The sequence below is a fragment of the Shimia thalassica genome (assembly GCF_001458215.1).
In the GTDB taxonomy this organism is placed as follows: Bacteria; Pseudomonadota; Alphaproteobacteria; order Rhodobacterales; family Rhodobacteraceae; genus Shimia; species Shimia thalassica.
Map to the genome: position 1 here is coordinate 1,040,729 of NZ_CYTW01000001.1, position 22,454 is coordinate 1,063,182.

Sequence of the window (22,454 nt, forward strand, 5' to 3'; positions counted from 1 at the left end):
GTCCTCGTCCGCGCCCCGCAGAGGGGCAAAAAAACAAAAAAGCCGCTGACGCACTCCGACATTATGTCAGAGGGTCGAGCGGCTTTGCTCATCGATCCCAAGCAATGGGAAAAGGGAAGAGACGGAACGCCCTTGCTCCGTCTTGCCCTCATTAGGCAGGGTGGCTGGCGTCGGTGCAAGCCACGTGGGGTGCTGCAAGTGCATTATTATGCTGCATTGCCGCATCGAGCATCAGATGTGCTGCATTTTTAGTCACTTTTTCACCTGAGGGTCGAATATTTCGCCATCAAAAAAGCTGTCTGGTCCAAGAATCATCGTGCCGTTCACCGATGAAACTGCTGTTGGATTGCCTAACGCGCCTTCGCATTTCGAGGATGCGCCAGGCATATCTGCGTCCAGAACAGCAAGGTGTTTGCGGTAGAGATCGGTGCGAAACACGGTTTCAGCGGTGCGCGCCGCGTTGTCGCGATCAAGCCCGATCCGCGCCGCCATTTGCGTTCCGATCCACGCCGCTTGTGATTTCCAAGGGAAGGTTGCCGCCCCATCAAAAAAGGTCAGCATCCGCTTGACGGGTTTAGCCTTGGCATTGCGTGCGATCACCATGTGACCGCTCAGGGCGCGTTCTGCAACTTCGGCACTTACCCCCAGATATTCGGGCCAAGACAGGATTTCGGCAGCGGTCGACATGCGTTTGGGTTCCGCCAGCCAGCGGCCCGCCTTCCAGATGGCGCGCATCAACAGACCTGTGAGTTCGGGCTCGGCCTCGGTCCAGTCGTGGCGCACGGCCAGTACTTTTTCCGGTGCGAACTGCCAGATGGCACTGCTGGGCAGAAGCAGTTCTCCATGCCCTTGTTCAACGCTAATCGATCCCCAAGGCTCGCCCACACAGAAGGCGTCAATTTCGCCGGCTTTGATCGCATCAGCCATCAGAGGCGGCGGAATGGTGCGCACATCAAGGTTTTGTGGGGCTGCAGGCCCCAGCGCACCCAGCCAGTAATAGAGCATTTCGGCATGCATCGAGAACGGGAAGGGGACGCCCACACGCAATCCCTCGCTCAGGGTGCTCAAGGCGCGGCCTGTTGCGTGGGCATCTGCAAAGTCCGGCGTGAAACCATGCGCGCGCAATTTGCTTGCGACTTCGGTCGAGACACCTACCACGTTGCCGTTCACAGACAGAATGGAAAGGGCATCCAGCCGGGTGGTCATACCCCCCAGCCCAAGGGCCATCGCAACCGGGATCGGGGCCAGCATCTGGGCCGCTTCCAGTTGTCCCAGCACAAGCCAATCGCGCAAGGTTGACCATGACGGCGCACGCTGAAGATCCAGCGCCAGCCCTTCTTCTTCTGCAAATCCCATTTCCTGCGCGATGATCAAAGGCGCGGCATCAACAAGAGGCATAAAGCCGACTTTCAAGGGTACTGTCCGCATCACAACAACTCCGAAGCTGTGACCAGGGCTTGGGCCACGTCGGCGATCTTCTTGCCTTGGTCCATCGCGGTTTTGCGGATCAGCGCATAGGCTTCATCTTCGGATACGCCGCGTGCGCGCATGACAATACCTTTCGCGCGGTCAATGATCTTGCGTTCTTCCAGCGCCCGTTTTGTTGCCTCGAGTTCAGAGCGCATGCGCTGGAACATATGAAAACGGGCAATAGCTGCATCAATCACGGGTTTGACACGATCGCTTTGCAACCCGTTCACAACATAGGCCGACACGCCGGCCTCAATCGCGGTTTTGGTGAGCCGGTCATCAGATCTGTTAACAAACAAGGCGACGGGCCGTTCCAGCGGTGAAGAGGCAAGTGTCAGTTCTTCAATTGTGTCGCGCGACGGATTGGAAACGTCGATCAGCACGATATCGGGATTGATTTCCGCAACAGAGCGCGCAAGCCCCGTGTGGACCGCAAGCACTCTGATATCGTGATTTCCTGTCTCAAGCAGACTGTCGACAATGGCGGTTGCCTTGTCCCTGTCTCCTTCGACAATTAGTATGGAGAGCCGATCTGCCATCTGTGCGCGCCTTATCTGTTCAGGCGTCAGAAATAGGTTCCGATAGGGTAGAACAACAGATGCTGCGGCGCAGCGGACGCCGCGACTTCAGTGAATGATCAAAAAATAGGCTTTATGGGTGCGGATTGAGCACCTTTGAGTCGCGCTTCCGGCTGTGGTCCATTTACCCTGTATCAGGCATCTTTTGGCAGAATGGGCGCTGTTTTTGTCAAAGTCAGGTCGGCCTCTGAAAACTTCCACGGACCCCGCACGCCCTTGATGCCGTCGGGTTCAATCACCATGCCACGGGCCTTGATCTGGGGATCATCAAAGGCCTGTCCGACCGAGTTTATCGGTCCGGCCGGAACGGTTGCGGCCTCTAGTGCGGCCAGCAAATCTGCCGAGGGCCAGCCTGCGAGTGACATCTCCAACTCTTGTGTGAGGGCCTCTCGGTGGGCGACCCGTGACACGTTGGTTTCATACCTTGTGTCTGCAGCAAGGTCAGGGCGATCGATCACACCGCAAAATCTCTGAAACTGGCTGTCGTTGCCCACGGCCAGAATGATGTGACCGTCCTTTGTGGGAAGCACTTGATAGGGGGAAATGTTGGGGTGGTCATTGCCCTTGCGCATCGGAGCGGTCCCCGTCGAGAGGTAATTCATCGCCTGATTGGCGAGCAATGCCGTGGCGCAATCCAGAAGGGACATATCGATATGTTGCCCTTGTCCCGTGTGGTGGCGTTGTTCGACCGCGGCAAGAATACCGATCGTGCCATAAAGACCGGTGACCACATCTGTTACGGCGACCCCCACCTTTTGGGGCTGGCGGTCAGGCTCGCCTGTGATCGACATCAGTCCGGACATGCCTTGGATCAAAAAGTCATAGCCCGCGCGTTTGGCATAGGGGCCATCCTGCCCGAATCCAGTGATCGAACAGTAAATCAGGCGCGGGTTTAGCTGTTTCAGGCTGTCATAGTCGAGCCCGTATTTCTCAAGCCCCCCGACCTTGAAGTTTTCGATCAGGATGTCCGCGTCCGCCACAAGATCGCGCACGATTTTCTGGCCTTCTTCGGTCCGGAAATCGGCAACAACCGCAATTTTGCCCCGATTGGCAGCATAGTAATAGGCCGCGGTTTTGTCGCCATCCCGTTCGATAAAGGGAGGGCCCCAATTTCGGGTGTCGTCGCCGTCGGCGGATTCCACCTTGATGACCTCTGCGCCCAGATCGGCAAGCGATTGCCCAATCCAGGGGCCAGCAAGGATGCGGGCGAGTTCGATCACTTTCAGACCTTCAAGGGGACTCATATTCACTTCCTTTGCGCGGGATCACAGATAGGGGGGCGTACAGGCAGAAATCAATTCTGCGGGCCGGTCGGAAATATTGCGAAACCGATGTGGTTCGCGGCTGTTAAACAGAAAGGCATCGCCAGCTTTCAGAATGCGAATTTCGGTGCCGACGGTCACTTCGATTTCGCCAGCAATCACGATACCGCCTTCGTTTGCATCGTGTTCGATCATCGAACTGCCGGTGTCGGCGCCCGCTTCGTAACGTTCATGCAAGATTTGCAGCCCGTGCGCCTTGGCATCGCCAACCTGTTTGATCGCGATCTTTTGCTGGGCCAGATCGCCCCCTTGATAAAGACGTGACGTGAGGTCGCGAAGATCCTGTGGTGTAAAAAACGGGTGCTGGGCTGTGGGCGCATCGGGCTCAAAAAACTCAGACATCGAAATGCCAAGTCCGCCCAGTATTTTGCGCAAAGACGCAACAGACGGGCTGCTGCGATTTGTTTCGATCATCGAGATTTGCCCATGGGGCACGCTGGCGGCTTCTGCCAGTTGCCTTTGAGATAAGCCGTATTGGGCCCTCAAGTCCCTTAATCTACGGCCTACATCAAAGTCTTCTGTCATTGTGCTGTCTCTATTTGATCGTGAGGATGGTGTCGGTATTCGGGGTGTTGCGCAAATTCTTACTAGCATTGCGCAATAAAATGAGCAATAGAACTATGAGATGCGGTGCCCAAGGGGGCGGGATTCGAAAGGGCGCAGTCCTTTTTATGCAATTTGGACCGCCGGATTGCATTCCTACACCCTCTGGACATCACCCAGACCTCGGTAGAGGCTGCGTCCAACACAATTGCCGCTTGTGCGGAAAAAGGAGATTCCGAAATGGCGAAAGAACTGGCCCCACAATCCCGCCCCGATCTGTCCTCTTTCACGTGGGAAGATCCCTTCCTGATGGAGAACCAGCTCTCGGAAGACGAGCGTATGGTGCGTGATGCTGCTGCTGCCTATGGTCAGGACAAACTGATGCCGCGCGTGACCGAGGCGTTTGCGCAAGAGTCGACCGACCCTGAAATCTTCCGCGAAATGGGCGCGATGGGCCTGTTGGGCACCACCATTCCGGAAGAATACGGCGGCATCGGCGCTGGCTATGTCACATACGGTCTGGTGGCCCGCGAAGTCGAACGTATCGACTCTGGTTACCGGTCGATGATGTCGGTACAGTCTTCGTTGGTGATGTACCCGATCTATGCCTATGGCACCGAAGAGCAGCGCATGAAGTATCTGCCGAAGCTGGCCTCTGGTGAATACATCGGGTGTTTTGGCCTGACCGAGCCGGATGCCGGTTCCGATCCGGGCAGCATGAAGACCGTCGCGAAAAAGACCGACGGCGGTTATGTCCTGAACGGGTCAAAGATGTGGATCTCGAACGCTCCGATTGCGGATGTGTTTGTTGTCTGGGCCAAGTCCGAAGCGCATGGCGGCAAGATCAAGGGTTTTGTTCTTGAAAAGGGCATGAAAGGCCTGAGCGCACCAAAGATCGAAGGCAAGCTAAGCCTGCGCGCGTCGATCACCGGCGAAATCGTGATGAATGATGTCGAGGTCAGCGAAGACGCCTTGTTGCCGAATGTCTCGGGGTTGAAGGGGCCTTTCGGCTGTTTGAACCGCGCCCGTTACGGCATCGCATGGGGCGCGATGGGGGCGGCTGAGTTCTGTTGGCATGCCGCCCGCAGCTATGGTCTGGATCGCAAACAGTTCGGCAAGCCTTTGGCGCAGACACAGTTGTTCCAGTTGAAGCTTGCCAATATGCAGACCGAGATCGCACTGGGCCTTCAGGCGGCATTGCAGGTCGGGCGCTTGATGGATGAAGCACAGGCGGCCCCTGAAATGGTCTCGTTGATCAAACGCAACAACTGTGGCAAGGCACTCGAGATCGCACGTCATTCGCGTGACATGCATGGCGGCAACGGGATTTCGCAGGATTTCCATGTGATCCGTCACATGGTCAATCTGGAAACCGTGAACACCTATGAGGGCACACACGACGTGCACGCCCTGATCCTTGGTCGGGCACAAACCGGTCTGCAGGCCTTTTTCTGATAAAACCTCAAGAGGGGGCCGGCGGCCCTCTCTTTGCCCCGATGACGTCATGCTGACGCTCATAAAAGGGCCCGCGTTCCTCGTAATGTGCACGAAAGCAGTGCGAGGCGAACTTTAGAAAAACACTCTGTCTTCGGCGTTTCCAGCATTTTTCCCGAAGACAGCGCGCAAAACAGCCCTGATATTCTAGGATGTGTTGGTGCTTTTGCATGGATACATCGCGCAAAAAATGCGGTTGTGGCAGGGGATAAGGCAGTTCGCCCATTCCTGCCTTACTTTTCATCTTTCAGGTAAACATTGAAAGACAATCGCGAATTATCACATTTTGAAGTAATATCGCTTTGGTTAGACTTCAGTCTGACCATGAACGATGTGCCGGAGGTTCCAACATGCCCGTTCGAAGCGAGATCCGCTTTTTGTTGAATGGCGTGCCTGTTTCGGCTGAAACAGTGGGCGCTTCTGATACGCTTTTGGATTACCTGCGTCTTAACAGACGGCTCACAGGGACGAAAGAAGGGTGCGCCGAAGGGGATTGCGGGGCCTGTACTGTTCTGGTCGGGCGGTTGCACAACGGGCAGCTGCGATACGAGGCCGTGAATGCCTGTATCCGGTTTCTTGTCTCTTTGGACGGCTGTCACGTGGTTACAGTCGAACACCTTCGTGGTGAGGGGGACGCCCTGCATCCTGTTCAACAGGCCATGGTTGAAGAGCACGGAAGCCAGTGCGGGTTCTGTACCCCCGGCTTTGTGATGTCCCTTTATGCCTTGTGGATGGAAGTGGCCGAGCCTTCGGAGATGCAGATCGAAACAGCGCTGCAGGGGAATCTGTGTCGCTGTACCGGATACGCTCCGATTGTTCGCGCAGCCCACGCCATTAGCAGATACGGCACGCCAGCTGCGGATTTTCTGGCAGCCGAGCGCGCAGCGGTGACGGCAGAATTGGAAAAACTGCACGATGGCGCGCGGGTTGTTGTGGGGGCGGGACAGGACATGGCAATCCTGCCTGCCGATGTTGACGACCTTGCCGAAGTCCTTTTGGAGCATCCCAAAGCCACGATTGTGGCGGGTGCAACGGATGTCGGCCTGTGGGTCACAAAGTTCCTGCGCCCGATCGGGCCAGCGGTGTTTTTGGGGCACTTGTCTGAGTTGAAGACCATAGAGCGCACGGATGAGGTCATAACAATTGGTGCGGGCGTGAGTTATTCCGAAGCGGAAGATGTTCTGACCTCCGCTTATCCGCATATCGCAGACTACTGGTCACGCATTGCAGGATGGCAAGTCCGCAATATGGGAACAATCGGTGGCAACATCGCCAACGGCTCTCCTATCGGGGATACGCCTCCGGTGCTGATCGCTCTTGGTGCGACCATCACCCTGCGCCATGGGGCGTACAGGCGAACGTTGTTGTTGGAAGACTTTTTTGTCGATTATGGCAAACAGGATCGTGCCGAAGGAGAGTTTGTCGAGGCCATTCACATTCCGGTGCCATTATCTGGCTGGCGGCATGCGGCGTACAAGATTTCCAAACGGCGGGACGAGGATATTTCATCGGTTGCTGCAGGGATATCAGTGAAAGTTGTTGATGGTCTGATTTCCGAGGCTCGGGTTGCCTTTGGCGGCATGGCGGCCACGCCAAAACGGGCGGCACAGGCCGAGGCGGCTTTGATCGGACAGGCATGGAGCGGCGAAAGCTTCGAGGCAGCCGCATCCGCTTTGGGCGAAGATTTCGCCCCACTCACGGATTGGCGGGCCAGTTCCGAGTACCGCATGACAGTTGCGCAGAATTTGTTCCGCCGGTTTTGGCTTGAGCAGACTTCAGATGACGTGGCCGCAATCCGGCTGACGGCCTGAGGGGAAGACAGATGAAGCAAACCGTATCAATTAAAGGCGGCGTCAACACTGACCTGCAACACGACAGCGCGACCAAACATGTGACGGGACGTGCAGATTATACAGATGATATCGCGGAACCCGTGGGCACGTTGCACGCCTATCTCGGCGTCTCGACGGTGGCACATGCGATGCTAAAGGGGATCGATCTCGACCCCGTGCGACAGGCTCCGGGGGTTCTTGGAGTGCTCACAGCGGCCGACATTCCGGGCGTGAACGACGTCAGCCCGACAGGACGCCATGACGAGCCTCTGTTTGCGACGGACAAGATCGAGTTCCACGGCCAGCCGCTGTTTGCTGTTGTGGCCGAAACACGTGACGCGGCAAGGCGTGCGGCGGAGCTGGCTGTTGTTGATTGTGAAATCCTGCCGCATGCGCTTGATCCCGTTGCGGCCCAAGACGCCGGTTATCCCCATATTACGGAAAACCTGACGCTGGCGCGTGGCGACGCAGATGCGGCAATGGCCGCTGCTGGTAACCGGATCAAAGGCCAGATCACCATTGGCGGTCAGGATCACATGTATCTCGAGGGCCATATTGCCTTTGCCTTGCCTGGGGAAGACGACGAGGTGGTCTTGCACTGCTCGACCCAGCACCCGAGCGAAGCCCAGCATATGGTGGCGCATGTTTTGGATGTGCCCTCGAACGCGGTGGTGGTAAATGTGCGCCGTATGGGCGGCGGGTTTGGCGGCAAAGAAAGCCAGATGAACCTGTTTTGTTGTGTTGCGGCACTGGCTGCCAAAAAGTGGCGCAGGCCGGTGAAAATCCGTCCGGATCGCGATCAGGACATGGTTACAACGGGCAAGCGGCACGATTTCGTTGTAGATTATGAGGTCGCACATGACGATCTGGGCCGGATCGAGGCCGTGCGAGGCGATTTTGCAGCGCGCTGCGGCTGGTCATCGGATCTGTCCGGTCCGGTGACGGATCGGGCCCTGTTTCATGCTGACAACGCCTATTTCTATCCGCATGTGCGGTTGGTCAGCCAGCCGATGAAAACCAACACCGTGTCCAATACGGCATTTCGCGGATTTGGCGGCCCACAAGGGGTGGTCGCTGCCGAACGCATGATCGAAGAGATCGCCTATGCGCTGGGCAAGGACCCGCTTGAGGTGCGCAAGGTCAATTTCTATGGCGGTGAGGGGCGTGACCTGACGCCTTACCACCAAAAAGTGGAAGACAATATTCTGGATCGTTTGATCGCGGAACTTGAAGACAGTGCCGGCTATCAAACGCGGCGTCAGGAGATCATTGCCCATAACGCCAAAGGGGGCATCATCCGCAAGGGCATTGCCCTGACACCTGTGAAATTCGGCATTTCGTTCACGGCGACATGGTACAATCAGGCCGGCGCGCTGGTGCATATCTATAACGACGGGTCGGTGCATTTGAACCATGGTGGCACCGAAATGGGGCAGGGGTTGAACACCAAGGTGGCCCAGATCGTGGCTGAAGCCCTGCAAATCGACTTTGACCGGATCAAAATCACCAAGACCACAACCGAGAAAGTGCCCAATACCTCGGCCACCGCGGCCTCTTCAGGGTCGGACCTGAATGGCATGGCTGCGCTGGATGCCTGCGAGCAACTCAAAGAACGGCTGATCGCATTCGCGGCAGAGGAATGGGGCGTGGCACCTGAACAGGTGGTGTTTGTTCCAAACGCGGTTCAGGTCGGCGATGAAATCATTGCTTTTAACGATTTTATCAAGCGGGCCTATATGGCGCGCGTTCAACTGTCTGCGGCCGGATTTTACAAAACGCCCAAAATCCACTGGGACCGCGCGGCGGGCAAAGGGCGACCGTTCTATTACTATGCCTATGGCGCGGCGTGCTCGGAGGTGAGCATCGACACTCTTACGGGCGAGTATTCGGTGGATCGCACGGATATTCTTCATGATGTCGGCAAATCGCTGAACCCGATCCTCGACAAAGGACAGGTCGAAGGCGCCTTCATTCAGGGGATGGGCTGGATGACAACCGAGGAACTGTGGTGGGACGACAAGGGGGCTTTGCGCACCCATGCGCCGTCGACCTATAAGATCCCCCTGGCCTCTGACCGGCCAAAGATTTTCAATGTGGCTCTGCCGGAATGGTCGGAAAACCGTGAGTTGACCATCAAACGTTCCAAAGCTGTGGGTGAGCCGCCCTTTATGCTCGGGATTTCCGTGCTTGAGGCCATTTCAATGGCCGTTGCTTCGGTGGCGGACTATCGCGAATGCCCCCGACTGGACACACCTGCCACGCCAGAGCGCGTGCTGATGGCCGTCGAACGTCTTCGGGGGGCGTAGAGTCATGGCCCGTGCCACGCTCGCCGGTTTTTTTGAAACCCATGACAAGGTGATTGAAATCACCCTGTCGGCTGTTTCAGGGTCGTCCCCGCGGGATGGCGGGACGTCGATGTTCGTTGCGCGTGACGGGTTGTTCGGCACCATCGGGGGCGGGCAGCTCGAGTATATGGTGATCGACGAGGCTCGCTCGATGTTGAGCCGGTCGGTCGAAGTGCGTGACATGAACGTACCTTTGGGGCCTGAAATCGGTCAATGCTGCGGGGGGCGCGTTGCGGTATCCCTGCGGTTGGCAACTGCCTCTATCCGCGAGGCCGCCCTTGAGAAAGAACAGGCAGACGAGACCGCGCTGCCGCATGTCTATTTGTTGGGGGCTGGACATGTCGGTCGTGCCCTGGCCGATTTTTTCCAGCATATGCCCGTGCGATGCATTTTGATCGACCAACGCAAGGCAGAATTGGCGTTGTCGACGGCCGATGTTGAACGGCGCTTGTCCGTGATGCCCGAGCAGGACATCTCTCAAGCTCCTGCAGGCAGCGCCTTTATTGTTCTGACACATGATCACGCACTGGATTTTCTTTTGGCTTCGGTCGCGATCCAGCGTGGAGATGCCGCCTATGTCGGCATGATCGGATCCAAAACGAAACGCGCCAGGTTTACTTCCTGGTGCAACGATTTTTGCGATGGCCTGTCCGTCGCATCGTTGATCTGTCCCATTGGGGCAGGCGGTAGCCGCGACAAGCGGCCTTCCGTGATCGCCGCGCAGGTCGCGGCAGAAGTGATCACGGTTTTGACCTCTGAACCTGCCGCAGCCAGCGCCCCGAAAGGGGCTGATGAACCGTCCGCCTTGGACGATCCACTGGTGAGGCAGAGGCACGTTCGGAAAGGACGCATCTGAGCTTCACTCCGACCACATACAACAATCGCAGCACTTTGACCTCAACGGTCAGCTTTGGACGCGCGCGGTTGATTGACGAAAACGGATGAAAGACGATGACACAATCAGGACAACGACACCTGTTGCGGGGCCGCGTGCTCACTTTTCAAAGTGAGCCGCAAACCGAAGCCGACACGGAGGCGTATACCTATATCGAAGATGGCGCTTTGGTGATCAGCGCAGGGCGTATCGAGGCAATCGGGACCTATGATGATTTGAAACAGCCCGGATTGGCGGAAACGGATCATCGTCCTCATCTGTTATTGCCGGGGTTCATCGACATGCATCTGCATTTTCCGCAGGTGCAGGTGATTGCCAGCTGGGGTGACCAGCTTTTGGATTGGCTGAACAACTATACCTTTCCCGAAGAAATGCGGTTCGCAGATCAGGGACATGCCGATGATATGGCGGCAGCCTTTTACAATATTCTTTTGGCGCAGGGCACAACAACCGCCATGGCGTTTTGCTCGGTTCATGCGGGGTCGGCGGAGGCCTATTTCACCGAAGCGGCCCGCCGCAACATGTGCATGATCGGTGGCAAGGTCATGATGGACAGGAACGCCCCGGATGCACTGTGTGATACGCCACAGTCAGCGTATGACGATACTAAGGCGTTGATTGAGAGATGGCACGGGAAGGGGCGTGCGCATTACGCGATCAGCCCACGGTTCGCGATCACCTCGACACCAGCACAGATGGAAATGGCCGGAACTTTGGTGCGGGAACATCCCGAGTGTTACATTCAGACGCATCTATCTGAAAACAAGGATGAAATTTCCTTTACAAAGGCGCTGTATCCGCAGGCGCGTGATTATCTGGACGTGTATCAGACCTATGGGCTTGTGACGGAAAAATCCTTTCTGGGGCACGCTATTCACCTTGAACCGCGCGAAATCGAGGCTTTGGTGGAAACCGGTGCACACCCTGTTTTCTGTCCCACGTCGAATTTGTTTCTGGGAAGTGGCCTGTTTGATGATGCGGGCTTGCGGGCACAGGGCATTCAAAGCGGCATCGCAACGGATATCGGGGCCGGCACCAGCTATTCGATGCTGCAAACCCTGAACGAAGGCTACAAGGTGCTGCAACTTCAGGGGCAAAAGCTTCACCCGTTGCGAGCGTTCCACTGGATCACTCGCGGTAACGCCGTGGCGCTTGGGTTGGAAGATCGGATTGGCACGCTATCTGCAGGAAGTGATGCGGATATTGTGGTTCTGAACAGCCAGGCAACACCAGAGATGGCCCTGCGAGCATTGCGCGCGACAAGCCTGTCGGAAGAACTGTTTATTCTGATGATGATGGGAGACGACCGCGCGATATCACAGGTTTATGTCGCCGGAGAAAGACAAAAGAGAGATGCGCGGGCGGCATAACCGTTCAAACCACAGCGCCGTAAAAGGCAATTGCTTTGAAGGATCGGCATTTACAGCGTTGTGTGCATGCCGGTCACGTGTTTGAATTGCGCAGAAAATTTGGCATCGGGCGGTGACCCTACGGAAAGAGTCGCCGCGCCCTTTCAGGAAAGATTGCTATGGGACCTCAGACTTTACGTTCGTTTATGATTGCTTTGTCGGCAACCGCTCTGCTTGCGGCACAGGGGCACGCCCAAGATGCGCCCCCTCCCAAAGTTTCAGTTGCGGCGGCCTACACGGACGAGTTGACAAGTCAGGTCATCTTCATCGGCAAAGGTGAAGCGATCGACAAGGTTGACCTCATGGCTCGTGTAAGCGGCTTTGTCGAAGAGGTGCTTGTAAAAGATGGCGACGCTGTCAACACAGGTGACCCTCTGTTCCGCATCGAGGCTGACACCTACGAAGCCACCCTGAGTGCGCGCGAGGCCGATCTTGCACAGGCAGAAGCGAACCTGCATCTGACCGAAGTCGAGTTGGAACGGAAAACCGAACTTTACGAACGCGAGGTGGGCACCGAAGCCGATCGCGATGTGGCCTATGCCAACAATCAGGTGGCGATTGCGCAGGTTGCGATTGCCGAAGCCGCAATCCAGCTGGCAAAGCTGGACGTGACCTATACCGAAGTTGTCGCTCCATTTGAGGGACGTGTTGGTCGCTCTGCCGTGAGTGTGGGCGAATTGGTCGGTCCCTCCACAGCGCCGCTGATCACGCTGGTGCGGACCGCACCGATTTTTGTTGAGTTTTCACTGACAGAAAAACAGTTGATTTCGGTTATCCAAGCTTATGAAACATCTGTGGGCGGCCTTGCCAACAATGAACAAACCCCGAATGTGTTTGTAATCTTGCCCAACGGCGAAGAGCTGGACGAGTCGGGGCGCGTGGTGTTTGCCGACAACCGTGTAGATCCAACCACCGGCACCATTCCTGTACGGGCCGAGTTCGAAAACGCCAAGGGTCTTATCGTTGACGGATCGTTCCTGAAGGTCCGGATCGAGGCCACGGAACCCACCAAGGTTCTGATGATCCCGCAAGCCGCCGTTCAACGTGATCAACGCGGTGACTTTGTTCTGGTTGTTGGCCAGCAACAAACGGTCGAACAGCGATACGTTACGCTGGGCCGTCAGGTCGAAACGGCCGTTGTTGTCGAGGACGGTATGCGCGAAGGCGAAGCCGTGATTGTGGAAGGGCTGCAACGCGTGCGACCTGGTGTGGCTGTGGATTCTGTCCTGGCCGGCACCCCGACAGAGGAGTAAGCGGTCGTGTTTTCCTCAATATTCATTGCACGTCCCAAGACGTCCTTTGTGATTTCGATCGTTCTGACGATCATGGGCATTATCGGCTATCTGGTTCTGCCGGTTGAACAGTTTCCCGAAATCACGCCCCCGGTTGTGAACGTCAGTGCGAGCTATACCGGCGCGAACTCGGAAACTGTCGAGAACACCGTTGCCGCCCCGATCGAGGCGCAAGTCAACGGGGTCGACGACATGATTTATATGTCGTCCGACAGCACCGATACCGGATCTTACAACCTGTCCGTCACATTCGAGGTGGGCACCGATCCCGACATTGCCTCGGTCAACGTGCAAAACCGCGTGGCTCAGGCGATGGCGTCTTTGCCCACCGAGGTGACCTCATCGGGGGTTGTGACGCAAAAATCGTCGACCAATATGCTGATGCTAGTCACGTTGTCGTCCCCCAACAGCACCTATGACGAAGTGTTTTTGTCGAACTACACCAACATCAACCTGCGCGATGCACTTGCGCGGGTGAATGGCGTGGGCAAGGCCGACGTCATGACCAACTTTGAATATTCAATGCGGATGTGGATGGATCCGAACCGGATGGCCGGTCTGGGGTTGGTGCCAACCGATCTGATCAACGCCATCCGCGAGCAAAACCTCGAAGTGTCGGCAGGCCAAATCGGGACGCCTCCGATCCCCACGGGACAACAGTTTCAATATACCATCAAATCCAAAGGCCGTCTGACCACGGTCAAAGAGTTTGAAGACATTGTTCTGAGAACCGGTGACGCCGGCAGCATCGTGCGCATTCGTGACGTTGCCAAGGTCGAACTCGGGTCAAGCTATTACAATGCGTCGGGGCGTTTTTCGGGCAAGCCGGCCACGGTTCTTGCGATCTATCAGGCACCGGGCGCGAATGCTCTTGCTGTTGCGGACGGGGTTTCGGCCGAGCTTGAAAGGCTTGCGCGATCCTTTCCTGATGACGTTGTTTATGACGTGCCCTTCGACTCGACACGTTTTGTGAACCAGTCCCTGAAAGACGTGATCACGACACTGATGCAGACCTTTGTTCTGGTGATCGCGGTTGTGTTTGTCTTTCTTGGGAACGTACGGGCCACGGTTATTCCGGCGATCGCGATCCCTGTGTCCCTGATCGGGACATTTGCCTTCCTTCTTGCGTTTGGCATGTCGCTCAACACGATCTCGTTGTTTGCACTTGTCTTGGCCATCGGTATCGTTGTGGATGATGCCATCGTTGTGGTCGAGAATGTTGAACGGATCATGGCAGATGAAGGTCTGAGCGCACCGGATGCGACGCGCAAGGCAATGGGACAAATCACCGGCCCCGTCATTGCGACAACGTTGGTGCTGTTGGCCGTGTTTATTCCGGTCACCTTTATGCCCGGTATCACCGGTCGACTGTATTCGCAGTTTGCGGTCACCATCTCGATTGCGGTTGTGATCTCTTCCATCAACGCGCTGACGCTGTCTCCTGCTCTTTGCTCGCTGATCCTGAAGCCGCGCGAAGGCGGCCCGAAGGGCGTGCTTGCCACGTTTGAAAAAGGCATCGACGGGGTGCGGGGCCGCTATGTCGGCATCGTTAAGCGTCTTGTTCGGGTGCCACTGATCGCCGTGGCGATTTTGGCGGCTATCTTTCTGGGATCTGGCGCGTTGTTCAAATCGCTGCCTGCCGGTTTTATTCCGCTTGAGGACAACGGCTATCTGTTTGTGGATGTTCAATTGCCAGACGCGGCATCTCTTGAGCGGACCGAACAGGTGACAACCCGTCTGAGCGATCAAATTCAGGCCATTCCGGGTGTCGCAAACATCGTGAACGTAAATGGATTCAGCCTGTTGAACGGGTCCGGATCAAACGGGGCCATGATCATTGCCAACCTGACACCATGGACCGAACGCGAAACGGATGAGCTGAGTGCGGACGGTGTTCTTGCGAATATCTATGCCATCGCAAATCAGGAAATCTCGGCAAATGTCATCGCCTTTAACCCGCCGCCGATTTCGGGGCTGGGCATGTCTGCCGGTGTTGAGATGAAGGTCCAGCAAACCGGCGGCGGTACCGCGCAAGACCTGTCTGCCGCGATTGGCGGGCTTGTCTATGGTGCGAACCAGCATCCGGAAATGGCGCAGTCCTATTCGACGTTCCGCGCCAATGTGCCAAAGGTCTTTGTGGATCTGGATCGGGAAAAGGCCAAGTCCTTGAATGTTGCAGTGTCTGATGTATTCCAGACGCTTCAGGCCTATATGGGTTCGTTCTATGTGAACGACTTTAACCTGTTCGGGCGCGTGTACCGGGTGATGATCCAGGCCGACGGCGAATACCGAGACAAGGTCGAGGACCTCAATAGCCTGTACGTGCGGTCACAAACTGGCGAGATGGTTCCGATGGGAACCCTGATCACAATCCGCAACGAACTGGGCCCTGTGGCGTTGAACCGTTACAACATGTTCCGCGCGGCCACTGTGACAGGTGTGCCAGCAGAAGGTTTGTCGACAGGGGATGCCATTCGTGTTCTCGAAGAAGAGGCGTCTTCGACATTGCCTCCGGGATATGCATTCGAATGGACCGGAACGGCCCAACAACAACAGGCCTCAGGTGGCCTCGTTGTCGTTATCCTGATCATGGCGGTTGTGTTCGGATACCTGTTCCTTGTGGCGCAATACGAAAGCTGGACCATGCCCATCGGCATCTTGTTGTCTGTGACAGTTGCCTTGTTCGGCGCGCTTGCCGCGGTCGCGGTGTGGGGAGGAGATATCAACCTTTATACCCAGATCGGGATGATCATGCTGATTGGTCTGGCATCCAAAAACGCCATCCTGATTGTCGAATTCGCGATGGAGCGGCGCGCCAGCGGTATGAGCATTCGCGAGGCCGCAGCCGAGGCCGCAAGCCAACGTTTCCGCGCTGTGATGATGACGGCATTGTCCTTCCTTCTCGGCGTGGTGCCACTTGTATTGGCCAGTGGCGCAGGCGCCGCCAGCCAACAGGCGATTGGTGTCGCGGTCTTTGGTGGCATGCTGGCGGCGACGGTGCTCGGGGTTATTCTGGTTCCAGTGCTCTATGTGTTGATGCAATCAGCACGTGAATGGGTCAAAGGCATAAAAGACACTCCGGAAACGCCTGCTGAAAGCTAGGCTTTGTTTATGGCAAACAACGAAAGAGCGCCTTCGGGCGCTCTTTTCTTTTGGTCGCTGCGCGAGAGTCGGCGTAGTGTGATTGCATTTTAGGGAAGTATCATTATGCCCAAAAATATTGTGATCCTGCTGGATGGAACATCCAACGAAATTTCAAATCAACGCACGAATATCCTGCGCCTGTATGGCTGTCTGAAAAAGTCGGAAACCCAGTTGGTGTACTATGACCCCGGGGTTGGTACGCTTGGCGGCAAAAACGCTTGGTCGCGCTGGTGGCAGAAGACGGTCGAAGTGTTCCAGATGGCGACGGGGTGGGGGCTCGATCAGAATGTGAAAGAGGCCTATCGTTTTCTCGTCGAAAACTATGACACAACCGAAATTGAAACAATCGAGGATGGGAAAAAGGTGACCCGCACAGAGCGGGACCAGATCTACATCTTCGGCTTTTCCCGCGGGGCCTATACTGCGCGTGTCTTGGCCGGTTTGATCAACGGGCTTGGCTTGTTAGAGCCACGAAACCTGAACCTTCTGGATTACGCCTATCGGGCCTATAAAGGTGTTCAGCAAAAAGATCGCGAAGCCCCGAGTTTTGCCAGCCTGCGCCTGTTTGAACGTAGCCTGCGACCCGACCGCCCCCCAATCCGCTGTCTGGGGTTGTTTGATACCGTGTCATCGGTCATCGAGCCGGGTCCGCGCAACCTGCCAATGTTGCGCACGCACGTCTTCACCAACCATAACCCCAGCGTCGAGGCCGTGTGCCATGCCGTGGCTTTGGATGAACGTCGTCGCATGTTTGTTGCAAAGCTTTGGCCTGAAACACAGGAATACTGGGGCAATCCCTTCAACAAAAAGGCTGCAAAACCGCAAGAGGTCCACGAAGTCTGGTTTACGGGCGTGCACGCAGATATCGGCGGGGGCTATGGGGAACCGGAAAGCGGGTTGGCAAAAATTCCGCTCGACTGGATGATCCGCAAAACGCGTGACTATGGGCTGGTTTATAACACGGCAACCATCAACCGGCTGGTGCTTGGGACGAGCAAAGACAATAAATACTGCGCCCCCGATCCGTTTTCAGAGGCCCATGATTCCATGACAACGGGCTGGAAAGTCCTTGAGTATCTGCCTTTCCTGAAATCCAGCGGATCGCGACGGAAGTCTTTTTGGGGGCTGTCGATTTCATTGTTCGAACCACGCGCCGTTCCCGAAAACGCACGTATTCATGCCTCCGTTTTGGCGCGATGTGAAAAGCTGGGGCAAAAGCCCGTAAACCTGCCTTCGAAGTATCGCATTGAAGACGAAGAAGGTGAGACGCCCTAGATCACATCCAGCGAGACCTTGACCCGATCCATCACAACCGCCGTTTTGAACCGGCTGATATTGGAATTGTCGAAGAAATAGGTCTGGGTAAATTCTTCGTATTCCTGAATGTCACGCACGGTCAGGATCAACACAAAATCGCTTTCTCCGGTGGTGTAATAACACTGCTGCACACAGGGCGCGCTGCGCATTCTGCGTTTGAATTCATCAAGTTGTGCGCGGCTTTCTCGTTCCAGCAAAACTTCGGTGACGATTGTCATTTCCGCCCCCATCTTGGTGGGGCTCAAAACCGCAATCTCGCGTTCGATGACACCTGTTGTCCGAAGCTTTTGCAGCCGTTTTTGAACAGCAGGCGGAGAAAGGCCAACTTCTTGGCTGATGACCTCTGCGGTGAGTCTTGCGTTGCCTTGCACCAGCTTGAGGATGGCGCGATCTTTTGCATCCATTTCTGAAAATTCTCTCGATTCTTTGAAATTGAAATCAAAATAGTTGCCGTTTCGTCAAAATCATAGAAATTTCAAAGCAAAGAGAGAGTATTCTGATCACTGAAGATCTGTGTGAGGACCTATGTCACAATTTGAAGAACGTCTGGTCAGCCTGCGCCATGACCTGCACCGCCACCCGGAACTGGGGTTTCAGGAGACACGCACGAAACAGGTCGTCGCAGACCGTCTGCGCGAAATTGGGGTTGAGGTCCACGAAGGTGTTGGCGTCGTGGGGGTGCTGCGTCTGGGGACTGGCAATCGTGCGATCGGGCTGCGCGCGGATATGGATGCGTTGCCGATTTCGGAAATTTCGACGCATGGGTACGTTTCGACCGATGACGGCGTGATGCATGCTTGTGGTCACGATGGCCATACAACCATGTTGCTGGGGGCGGCAGAACGGCTTGTGTCCGAAGGCGGTTTCGACGGCACGGTGGTGTTTTTGTTCCAACCGGACGAAGAACACGGCGGCGGCGCCAAGGCCATGATCAAAGAGGGTGTGCTGTCTCAATTCGAGATCGACGAGGTCTATGCCATTCACAACCTTCCCGGCGCACCCGTGGGGCAGGTTTCGTCGCGCACCGGTATGGTTTGCAGCAGCGAAAGCCTTTTTGAATTTACGATCACGGGGCAGGGCGGGCACTCTTCCATGCCGCACGTTGGCGTCGAAGCTTTGACCGTTGGCGCAGAGCTTGTTCTGGCATTGCAAACGATCGTGTCCCGCAAACTTGCTCCTGATGCCGGTGTTGTGGTGTCTCCGACAGAGTTTTTGACAGACGGGCAACGCAATGTTCTGCCCGGTCAGGCCGTGATTAAGGGCGACGTTCGCGCGCGCGCGCCGGAACACCGCGCACAGGTCGAAGGCTTCATGCGCCAGATTGCGGGCGGGCTTGCCGCCGCGCATGGTGTCGACATTTCGGTGTCTTTCCAGACCGACTTTGTAGAGACGTTCAACGCGGATGGACCCACACAGGCGGCGTATCGCGCCGGTGAGGCGGCAGGGTGTGACGTGTGGCGTGATCGCCCCGCCATGAGTTTCTCCGAGGATTTCGCACAGTTCACCGCCGCCGTTCCAGGGTGTTTTCTGATGATGGGCAATGGCGAAGACGGCCCGTGCGGTCAGCCTCTGCATTCGGCCGATTATGACTTTAATGATGCTTTGCTGCCAATTGGCGCAGAGTTTTGGGTGCGTTTGGTCCAAGACCGGTTGCCCCTGAGAAAGGACACAGAATGAGCAATGTTTTTGCAGACGCAGCGTTGCGGTATGCTGCGGGCAGTCCCCAAACTGGCACGGCGGCGTTTTCCGTTTTGTCACCGACAGACTTTTCCGCCGCTTGGGACGAGATCACGGCATGGTCCGGCTATGCTCCGACGCCGCTGGTCTCGCTTGAGGCCCTTGCGAGCGAGGCGGGTGTCGCGCGGATTGATTACAAACACGAAGGCCCGCGGTTCGGTTTGGGCAGCTTCAAGGCGTTGGGCGGTGCCTATGCCGCGATGCGGGTGTTGCAACGTGAACTGTCGGCCCGATTGGGCACAGAGGTGGCTCTTGCAGACATCCGCGAGGGTAAATACGCCGACGATTGCGCAAAAATCGTTTTGGTCTCTGCGACCGACGGCAACCATGGGCGTTCTCTGGCATGGGGATGCAAAAATGTCGGGGCACCCTGCCGGATTTATATCCATGCAGAAGTCAGCGAAGGCCGCGCCGAAGCAATGCGCGACCTTGGCGCAGAGGTTATTCGCATCGACGGAGATTATGACGCCTCTGTTGGGCTTGCCCGGGAAGAGGCTGAGGCAAACGGATGGTTCGTTGTCTCGGATACCTCTTGGGAGGGGTATTCCGAACCCCCGCGCGATGTGATGGCGGGTTATGGCGTCATGACCCGAGAGGCCTGTGACGCACTGGAACAGGCGCCCACCCATGTCTTTTTGCAAGGTGGTGTCGGCGGGTTGGCAGCGTCAGTGGCGGCCGCTTTACGCCAGTACTGGAAAGAAGACTCGCCACGTGTCGTGGTTGTAGAACCCGAACTGGCAGCATGTTTGTTCGAAAGCGCCAAGTCCCAAAAACCGGTTGCGGTCCATATCGAAGAAGAAACCATCATGGCAGGGCTGTCATGTGGCGAGCCGTCTGAAATGGCGTGGGAGATCCTTGCAGAAGAAGCGCGAGATTTTGTCACGATCCCCGACAGCATTGTGGCGCCCACCGTGCGATTGCTGGCAATGCCCGAAAACCCAACGGACAAAATCGAAGCCGGCGAAAGCGCCGTGGCCGGTCTGGCGGCGGTTCTTGCTGCTGGTAAAGACACGGAGATGGCGCAAAGCCTTGGCCTTGGGCCAACCTCGCGCGTGTTGTTGATCGGCTCGGAAGGGGTGACCGACCCGGACATTTTTGCGCGCATCATGGCTGGAGAAAACGCATGATACCGGCGCCAGAGCGCGGGTTTACCAAGGCCGAATTCGCGGCGCGCACGGTGCGTGCGCAAACCCTGATGGCAGAGCAGGGGTTGGATGGGCTGTTCCTCATGACAGAGCCCGAGGTGCGTTATTTCACCGGTTTTCACACGTTGTTCTGGCAAAGCCCGACACGCCCCTGGTTTTTGTTTGTGCCCGCTTCCGGCAAACCCATTGCTGTTATTCCGGAAATTGGCGCGGCATTGATGCGGCAAACGTGGTTGGACGACATCCGCACGTGGAGCGCGCCCGCACCGGCAGATGACGGTTTGTCCCTGTTGGTTGAACTTTTGGGCCCCTATGCGGCGCGTGGGGCGCGTGTGGGTGTCATGAAGGGGCACGAAACCATGCTGCGTATGCCGTTGGGCGATTACGAGCGTTTGATGTCATTGCTTGCGGGATTGAAGGTCCAAGACGCAACCGGCCTGATCCGGTCGTTGCGTATGGTCAAATCCGAAGCGGAAATCACCAAGTTGCGCCATATCTGTGCGCTGGGGTCTGATACATTTTCCTCGGTTCCCGATTTCGCGTTTCAAGGCCAGGCTTTTGAGGACACCTTCCGTGCCTTCCGTCGCAAAGCCCTCGAACTTGGGGCGGATGATGTGCCCTATCTTGTTGGTGGCGCGGATCAGGGCGGGTATCACGACGTGATCTCGCCCCCCTCGCGGCGTCCGTTGCAGGACGGAGACATCATGATGCTGGACACCGGCGCGACATGGGACGGCTATTTCTGCGATTTCGACAGGAACTTTGCCATCACGCGGGCGGATGACAAATCGAAACAGGCCTATGATACGCTCTGGCGGGCGACCGAAGCGGGCATCGAGGCAGCGCGCCCCGGTGCAACCTGTCGCGACCTGTTCCATGCGATGCAGAATGTTATCTCGGAGATGGATGATCAGGGCGGCGATGTGGGCCGGCTGGGGCATGGTCTGGGCATGCAATTGACAGAATGGCCCTCTCATGCCGCGTTTGATGATACGGTGATCGCGGAAAACATGGTGCTGACCCTTGAGCCATCCTTGGGATATGGAGACGGCCGCATCATGGTGCACGAGGAAAACATCGTTGTGCGCGCAAACGGGGCAGAGCTTTTGACCCGCCGCGCAGAGCTTGAATTGCCTGTAATCTGAGGGGCAGTATGAAACTGGATTTTGACACAGATGACGGTATCGGAACGGGTGCAACCCTGGGCGTGATTGTTCTGGAAACCGACGAAACGCTAGAGCCCGAGTTTGCCCGAATGATGGATCTTCCGGGCGTCGCTCTCTATCACAGCCGCATTCCGATGGTCAGTGAAATCCGGCCAGATACGCTTGCCAAAATGGAGGCGGACCTGCCCGCATCCGCGCGCCTGCTGCCTGCATCGCTGGAATTTGATGTGATCGGATATGGCTGCACTTCGGCCTCAACCGTGATCGGGTCAGACAACGTGGCGCGTGCCATTCAAAGTGTCTTTCCCAACGCCCTTGTGTCCGATCCGTTGGCGGCGCTGATCGCGGCGGGTCGACACCTTGGCGTGCGGCGTCTTGGATTTGTGACCCCCTATGTGCCCGAAGTGTCGCAACGCATGCGCGACCGGCTTGAAGATGCTGGTTTCGAAATCACGGCTTTTGGAAGCTTTGAAGAAGGCGATGATCGGGTCGTGGCCCGCATTACGGAAGAGTCGATTGTCAAAGCCGCGGAAACCGTTGCGGGGCAGGCCGACTGCGACGCACTTGTCATTTCCTGCACAAACCTGCGCGTCCTTGGACGGCTTGCCGATATCGAAGCCCGCATTGGTCTGCCGGTCCTGTCCAGCAATGTGGCGATGGGCTGGCATATGTTGCATCAGGCGGGGGCACATGTGCCGCGACCCGAACTGGGGCAACTGTTTGCCACGCCATAGGGCTTGCTCAAATCGATCCGGCGTCGTAGCT

The 22,454-nt window shown here is 56.6% G+C and carries 17 protein-coding genes; 12 read left to right on the top strand and 5 right to left on the bottom strand.

Going from position 1 to position 22,454, the window contains the following annotated elements:
* Positions 1-252: 252 nt before the first annotated feature.
* The 4 genes from PH7735_RS04830 to PH7735_RS04845 form a co-directional block, all read right to left on the bottom strand.
* Complete coding sequence (locus tag PH7735_RS04830; RefSeq protein ID WP_058310155.1) at positions 253-1,428, bottom strand: ABC transporter substrate-binding protein; 1,176 nt, start codon at positions 1,426-1,428, stop codon at positions 253-255.
* Positions 1,428-2,009 carry an ANTAR domain-containing response regulator gene (locus PH7735_RS04835; RefSeq protein ID WP_058310156.1) on the bottom strand — a complete coding sequence of 194 codons (582 nt, stop codon included), beginning with the start codon at positions 2,007-2,009 and terminating at the stop codon, positions 1,428-1,430. The genes PH7735_RS04830 and PH7735_RS04835 overlap by 1 nt, the downstream gene beginning before the upstream one ends.
* A 173-nt stretch (positions 2,010-2,182) precedes the next feature.
* Positions 2,183-3,292 (bottom strand): CaiB/BaiF CoA transferase family protein, encoded by a 1,110-nt coding sequence (locus PH7735_RS04840; protein WP_058310157.1) that lies wholly within the window; start codon positions 3,290-3,292, stop codon positions 2,183-2,185.
* Positions 3,293-3,313: 21 nt separating this feature from the next.
* Positions 3,314-3,895, bottom strand: coding sequence for a cupin domain-containing protein (locus tag PH7735_RS04845; RefSeq protein ID WP_058310158.1), 582 nt, complete (start codon positions 3,893-3,895; stop codon positions 3,314-3,316).
* Positions 3,896-4,153: 258 nt separating this feature from the next.
* Here PH7735_RS04845 and PH7735_RS04850 point away from each other — a divergent pair, with 258 nt between their 5' ends.
* The 8 genes from PH7735_RS04850 to PH7735_RS04885 all read left to right on the top strand — a co-directional run bounded on the left by PH7735_RS04850 (position 4,154) and on the right by PH7735_RS04885 (position 17,599).
* On the top strand, positions 4,154-5,368 hold the full coding sequence (locus tag PH7735_RS04850) for an acyl-CoA dehydrogenase (RefSeq protein WP_058310159.1): 1,215 nt from the start codon (positions 4,154-4,156) through the stop codon (positions 5,366-5,368).
* 389 nt (positions 5,369-5,757) lie between these two features.
* Entirely contained in the window at positions 5,758-7,218 is a 1,461-nt protein-coding gene (gene xdhA, locus PH7735_RS04855; protein WP_058310160.1) for a xanthine dehydrogenase small subunit, read from the top strand.
* Between the two features lie 11 nt (positions 7,219-7,229).
* Positions 7,230-9,545: a xanthine dehydrogenase molybdopterin binding subunit gene (gene xdhB, locus PH7735_RS04860; RefSeq protein ID WP_058310161.1), complete on the top strand. Its 2,316-nt coding sequence runs from the start codon at positions 7,230-7,232 to the stop codon at positions 9,543-9,545.
* A gap of 4 nt (positions 9,546-9,549) precedes the next feature.
* Positions 9,550-10,440 carry a xanthine dehydrogenase accessory protein XdhC gene (gene xdhC / locus PH7735_RS04865; protein ID WP_058310162.1) on the top strand — a complete coding sequence of 297 codons (891 nt, stop codon included), beginning with the start codon at positions 9,550-9,552 and terminating at the stop codon, positions 10,438-10,440.
* A gap of 95 nt (positions 10,441-10,535) precedes the next feature.
* On the top strand, positions 10,536-11,849 hold the full coding sequence (gene guaD, locus PH7735_RS04870; RefSeq protein WP_058310163.1) for a guanine deaminase: 1,314 nt from the start codon (positions 10,536-10,538) through the stop codon (positions 11,847-11,849).
* A gap of 158 nt (positions 11,850-12,007) precedes the next feature.
* Positions 12,008-13,141 (top strand): efflux RND transporter periplasmic adaptor subunit, encoded by a 1,134-nt coding sequence (locus tag PH7735_RS04875; RefSeq protein WP_145865261.1) that lies wholly within the window; start codon positions 12,008-12,010, stop codon positions 13,139-13,141.
* Positions 13,142-13,147: 6 nt separating this feature from the next.
* Positions 13,148-16,282: an efflux RND transporter permease subunit gene (locus PH7735_RS04880; protein ID WP_058310165.1), complete on the top strand. Its 3,135-nt coding sequence runs from the start codon at positions 13,148-13,150 to the stop codon at positions 16,280-16,282.
* Between the two features lie 105 nt (positions 16,283-16,387).
* Positions 16,388-17,599 carry a T6SS phospholipase effector Tle1-like catalytic domain-containing protein gene (locus tag PH7735_RS04885; RefSeq protein ID WP_058310166.1) on the top strand — a complete coding sequence of 404 codons (1,212 nt, stop codon included), beginning with the start codon at positions 16,388-16,390 and terminating at the stop codon, positions 17,597-17,599.
* On the opposite strand, the gene PH7735_RS04890 is transcribed toward PH7735_RS04885, so the two are convergent.
* Complete coding sequence (locus PH7735_RS04890) at positions 17,596-18,045, bottom strand: Lrp/AsnC family transcriptional regulator (protein WP_058310167.1); 450 nt, start codon at positions 18,043-18,045, stop codon at positions 17,596-17,598. The two genes, PH7735_RS04885 and PH7735_RS04890, sit on opposite strands and share 4 nt — an antisense overlap.
* A 121-nt stretch (positions 18,046-18,166) precedes the next feature.
* Between PH7735_RS04890 and PH7735_RS04895 the strand changes: the two genes are divergently transcribed.
* Genes PH7735_RS04895 through PH7735_RS04910 form a run of 4 tightly spaced genes read left to right on the top strand, consistent with a single transcriptional unit; the run spans position 18,167 to position 22,423 of the window.
* The gene (locus PH7735_RS04895; RefSeq protein WP_058310168.1) at positions 18,167-19,318 is read left to right on the top strand and encodes an amidohydrolase; all 1,152 of its coding nucleotides are present in this window, start codon (positions 18,167-18,169) and stop codon (positions 19,316-19,318) included.
* Positions 19,315-20,505, top strand: coding sequence for a diaminopropionate ammonia-lyase (locus PH7735_RS04900; protein ID WP_058310169.1), 1,191 nt, complete (start codon positions 19,315-19,317; stop codon positions 20,503-20,505). The genes PH7735_RS04895 and PH7735_RS04900 overlap by 4 nt, the downstream gene beginning before the upstream one ends.
* Positions 20,502-21,668: a M24 family metallopeptidase gene (locus tag PH7735_RS04905; protein WP_058310170.1), complete on the top strand. Its 1,167-nt coding sequence runs from the start codon at positions 20,502-20,504 to the stop codon at positions 21,666-21,668. Before PH7735_RS04900 ends, PH7735_RS04905 begins: the two co-directional genes overlap by 4 nt.
* A gap of 8 nt (positions 21,669-21,676) precedes the next feature.
* On the top strand, positions 21,677-22,423 hold the full coding sequence (locus PH7735_RS04910) for a maleate cis-trans isomerase family protein (RefSeq protein WP_058310171.1): 747 nt from the start codon (positions 21,677-21,679) through the stop codon (positions 22,421-22,423).
* Positions 22,424-22,454 lie beyond the last annotated feature (31 nt).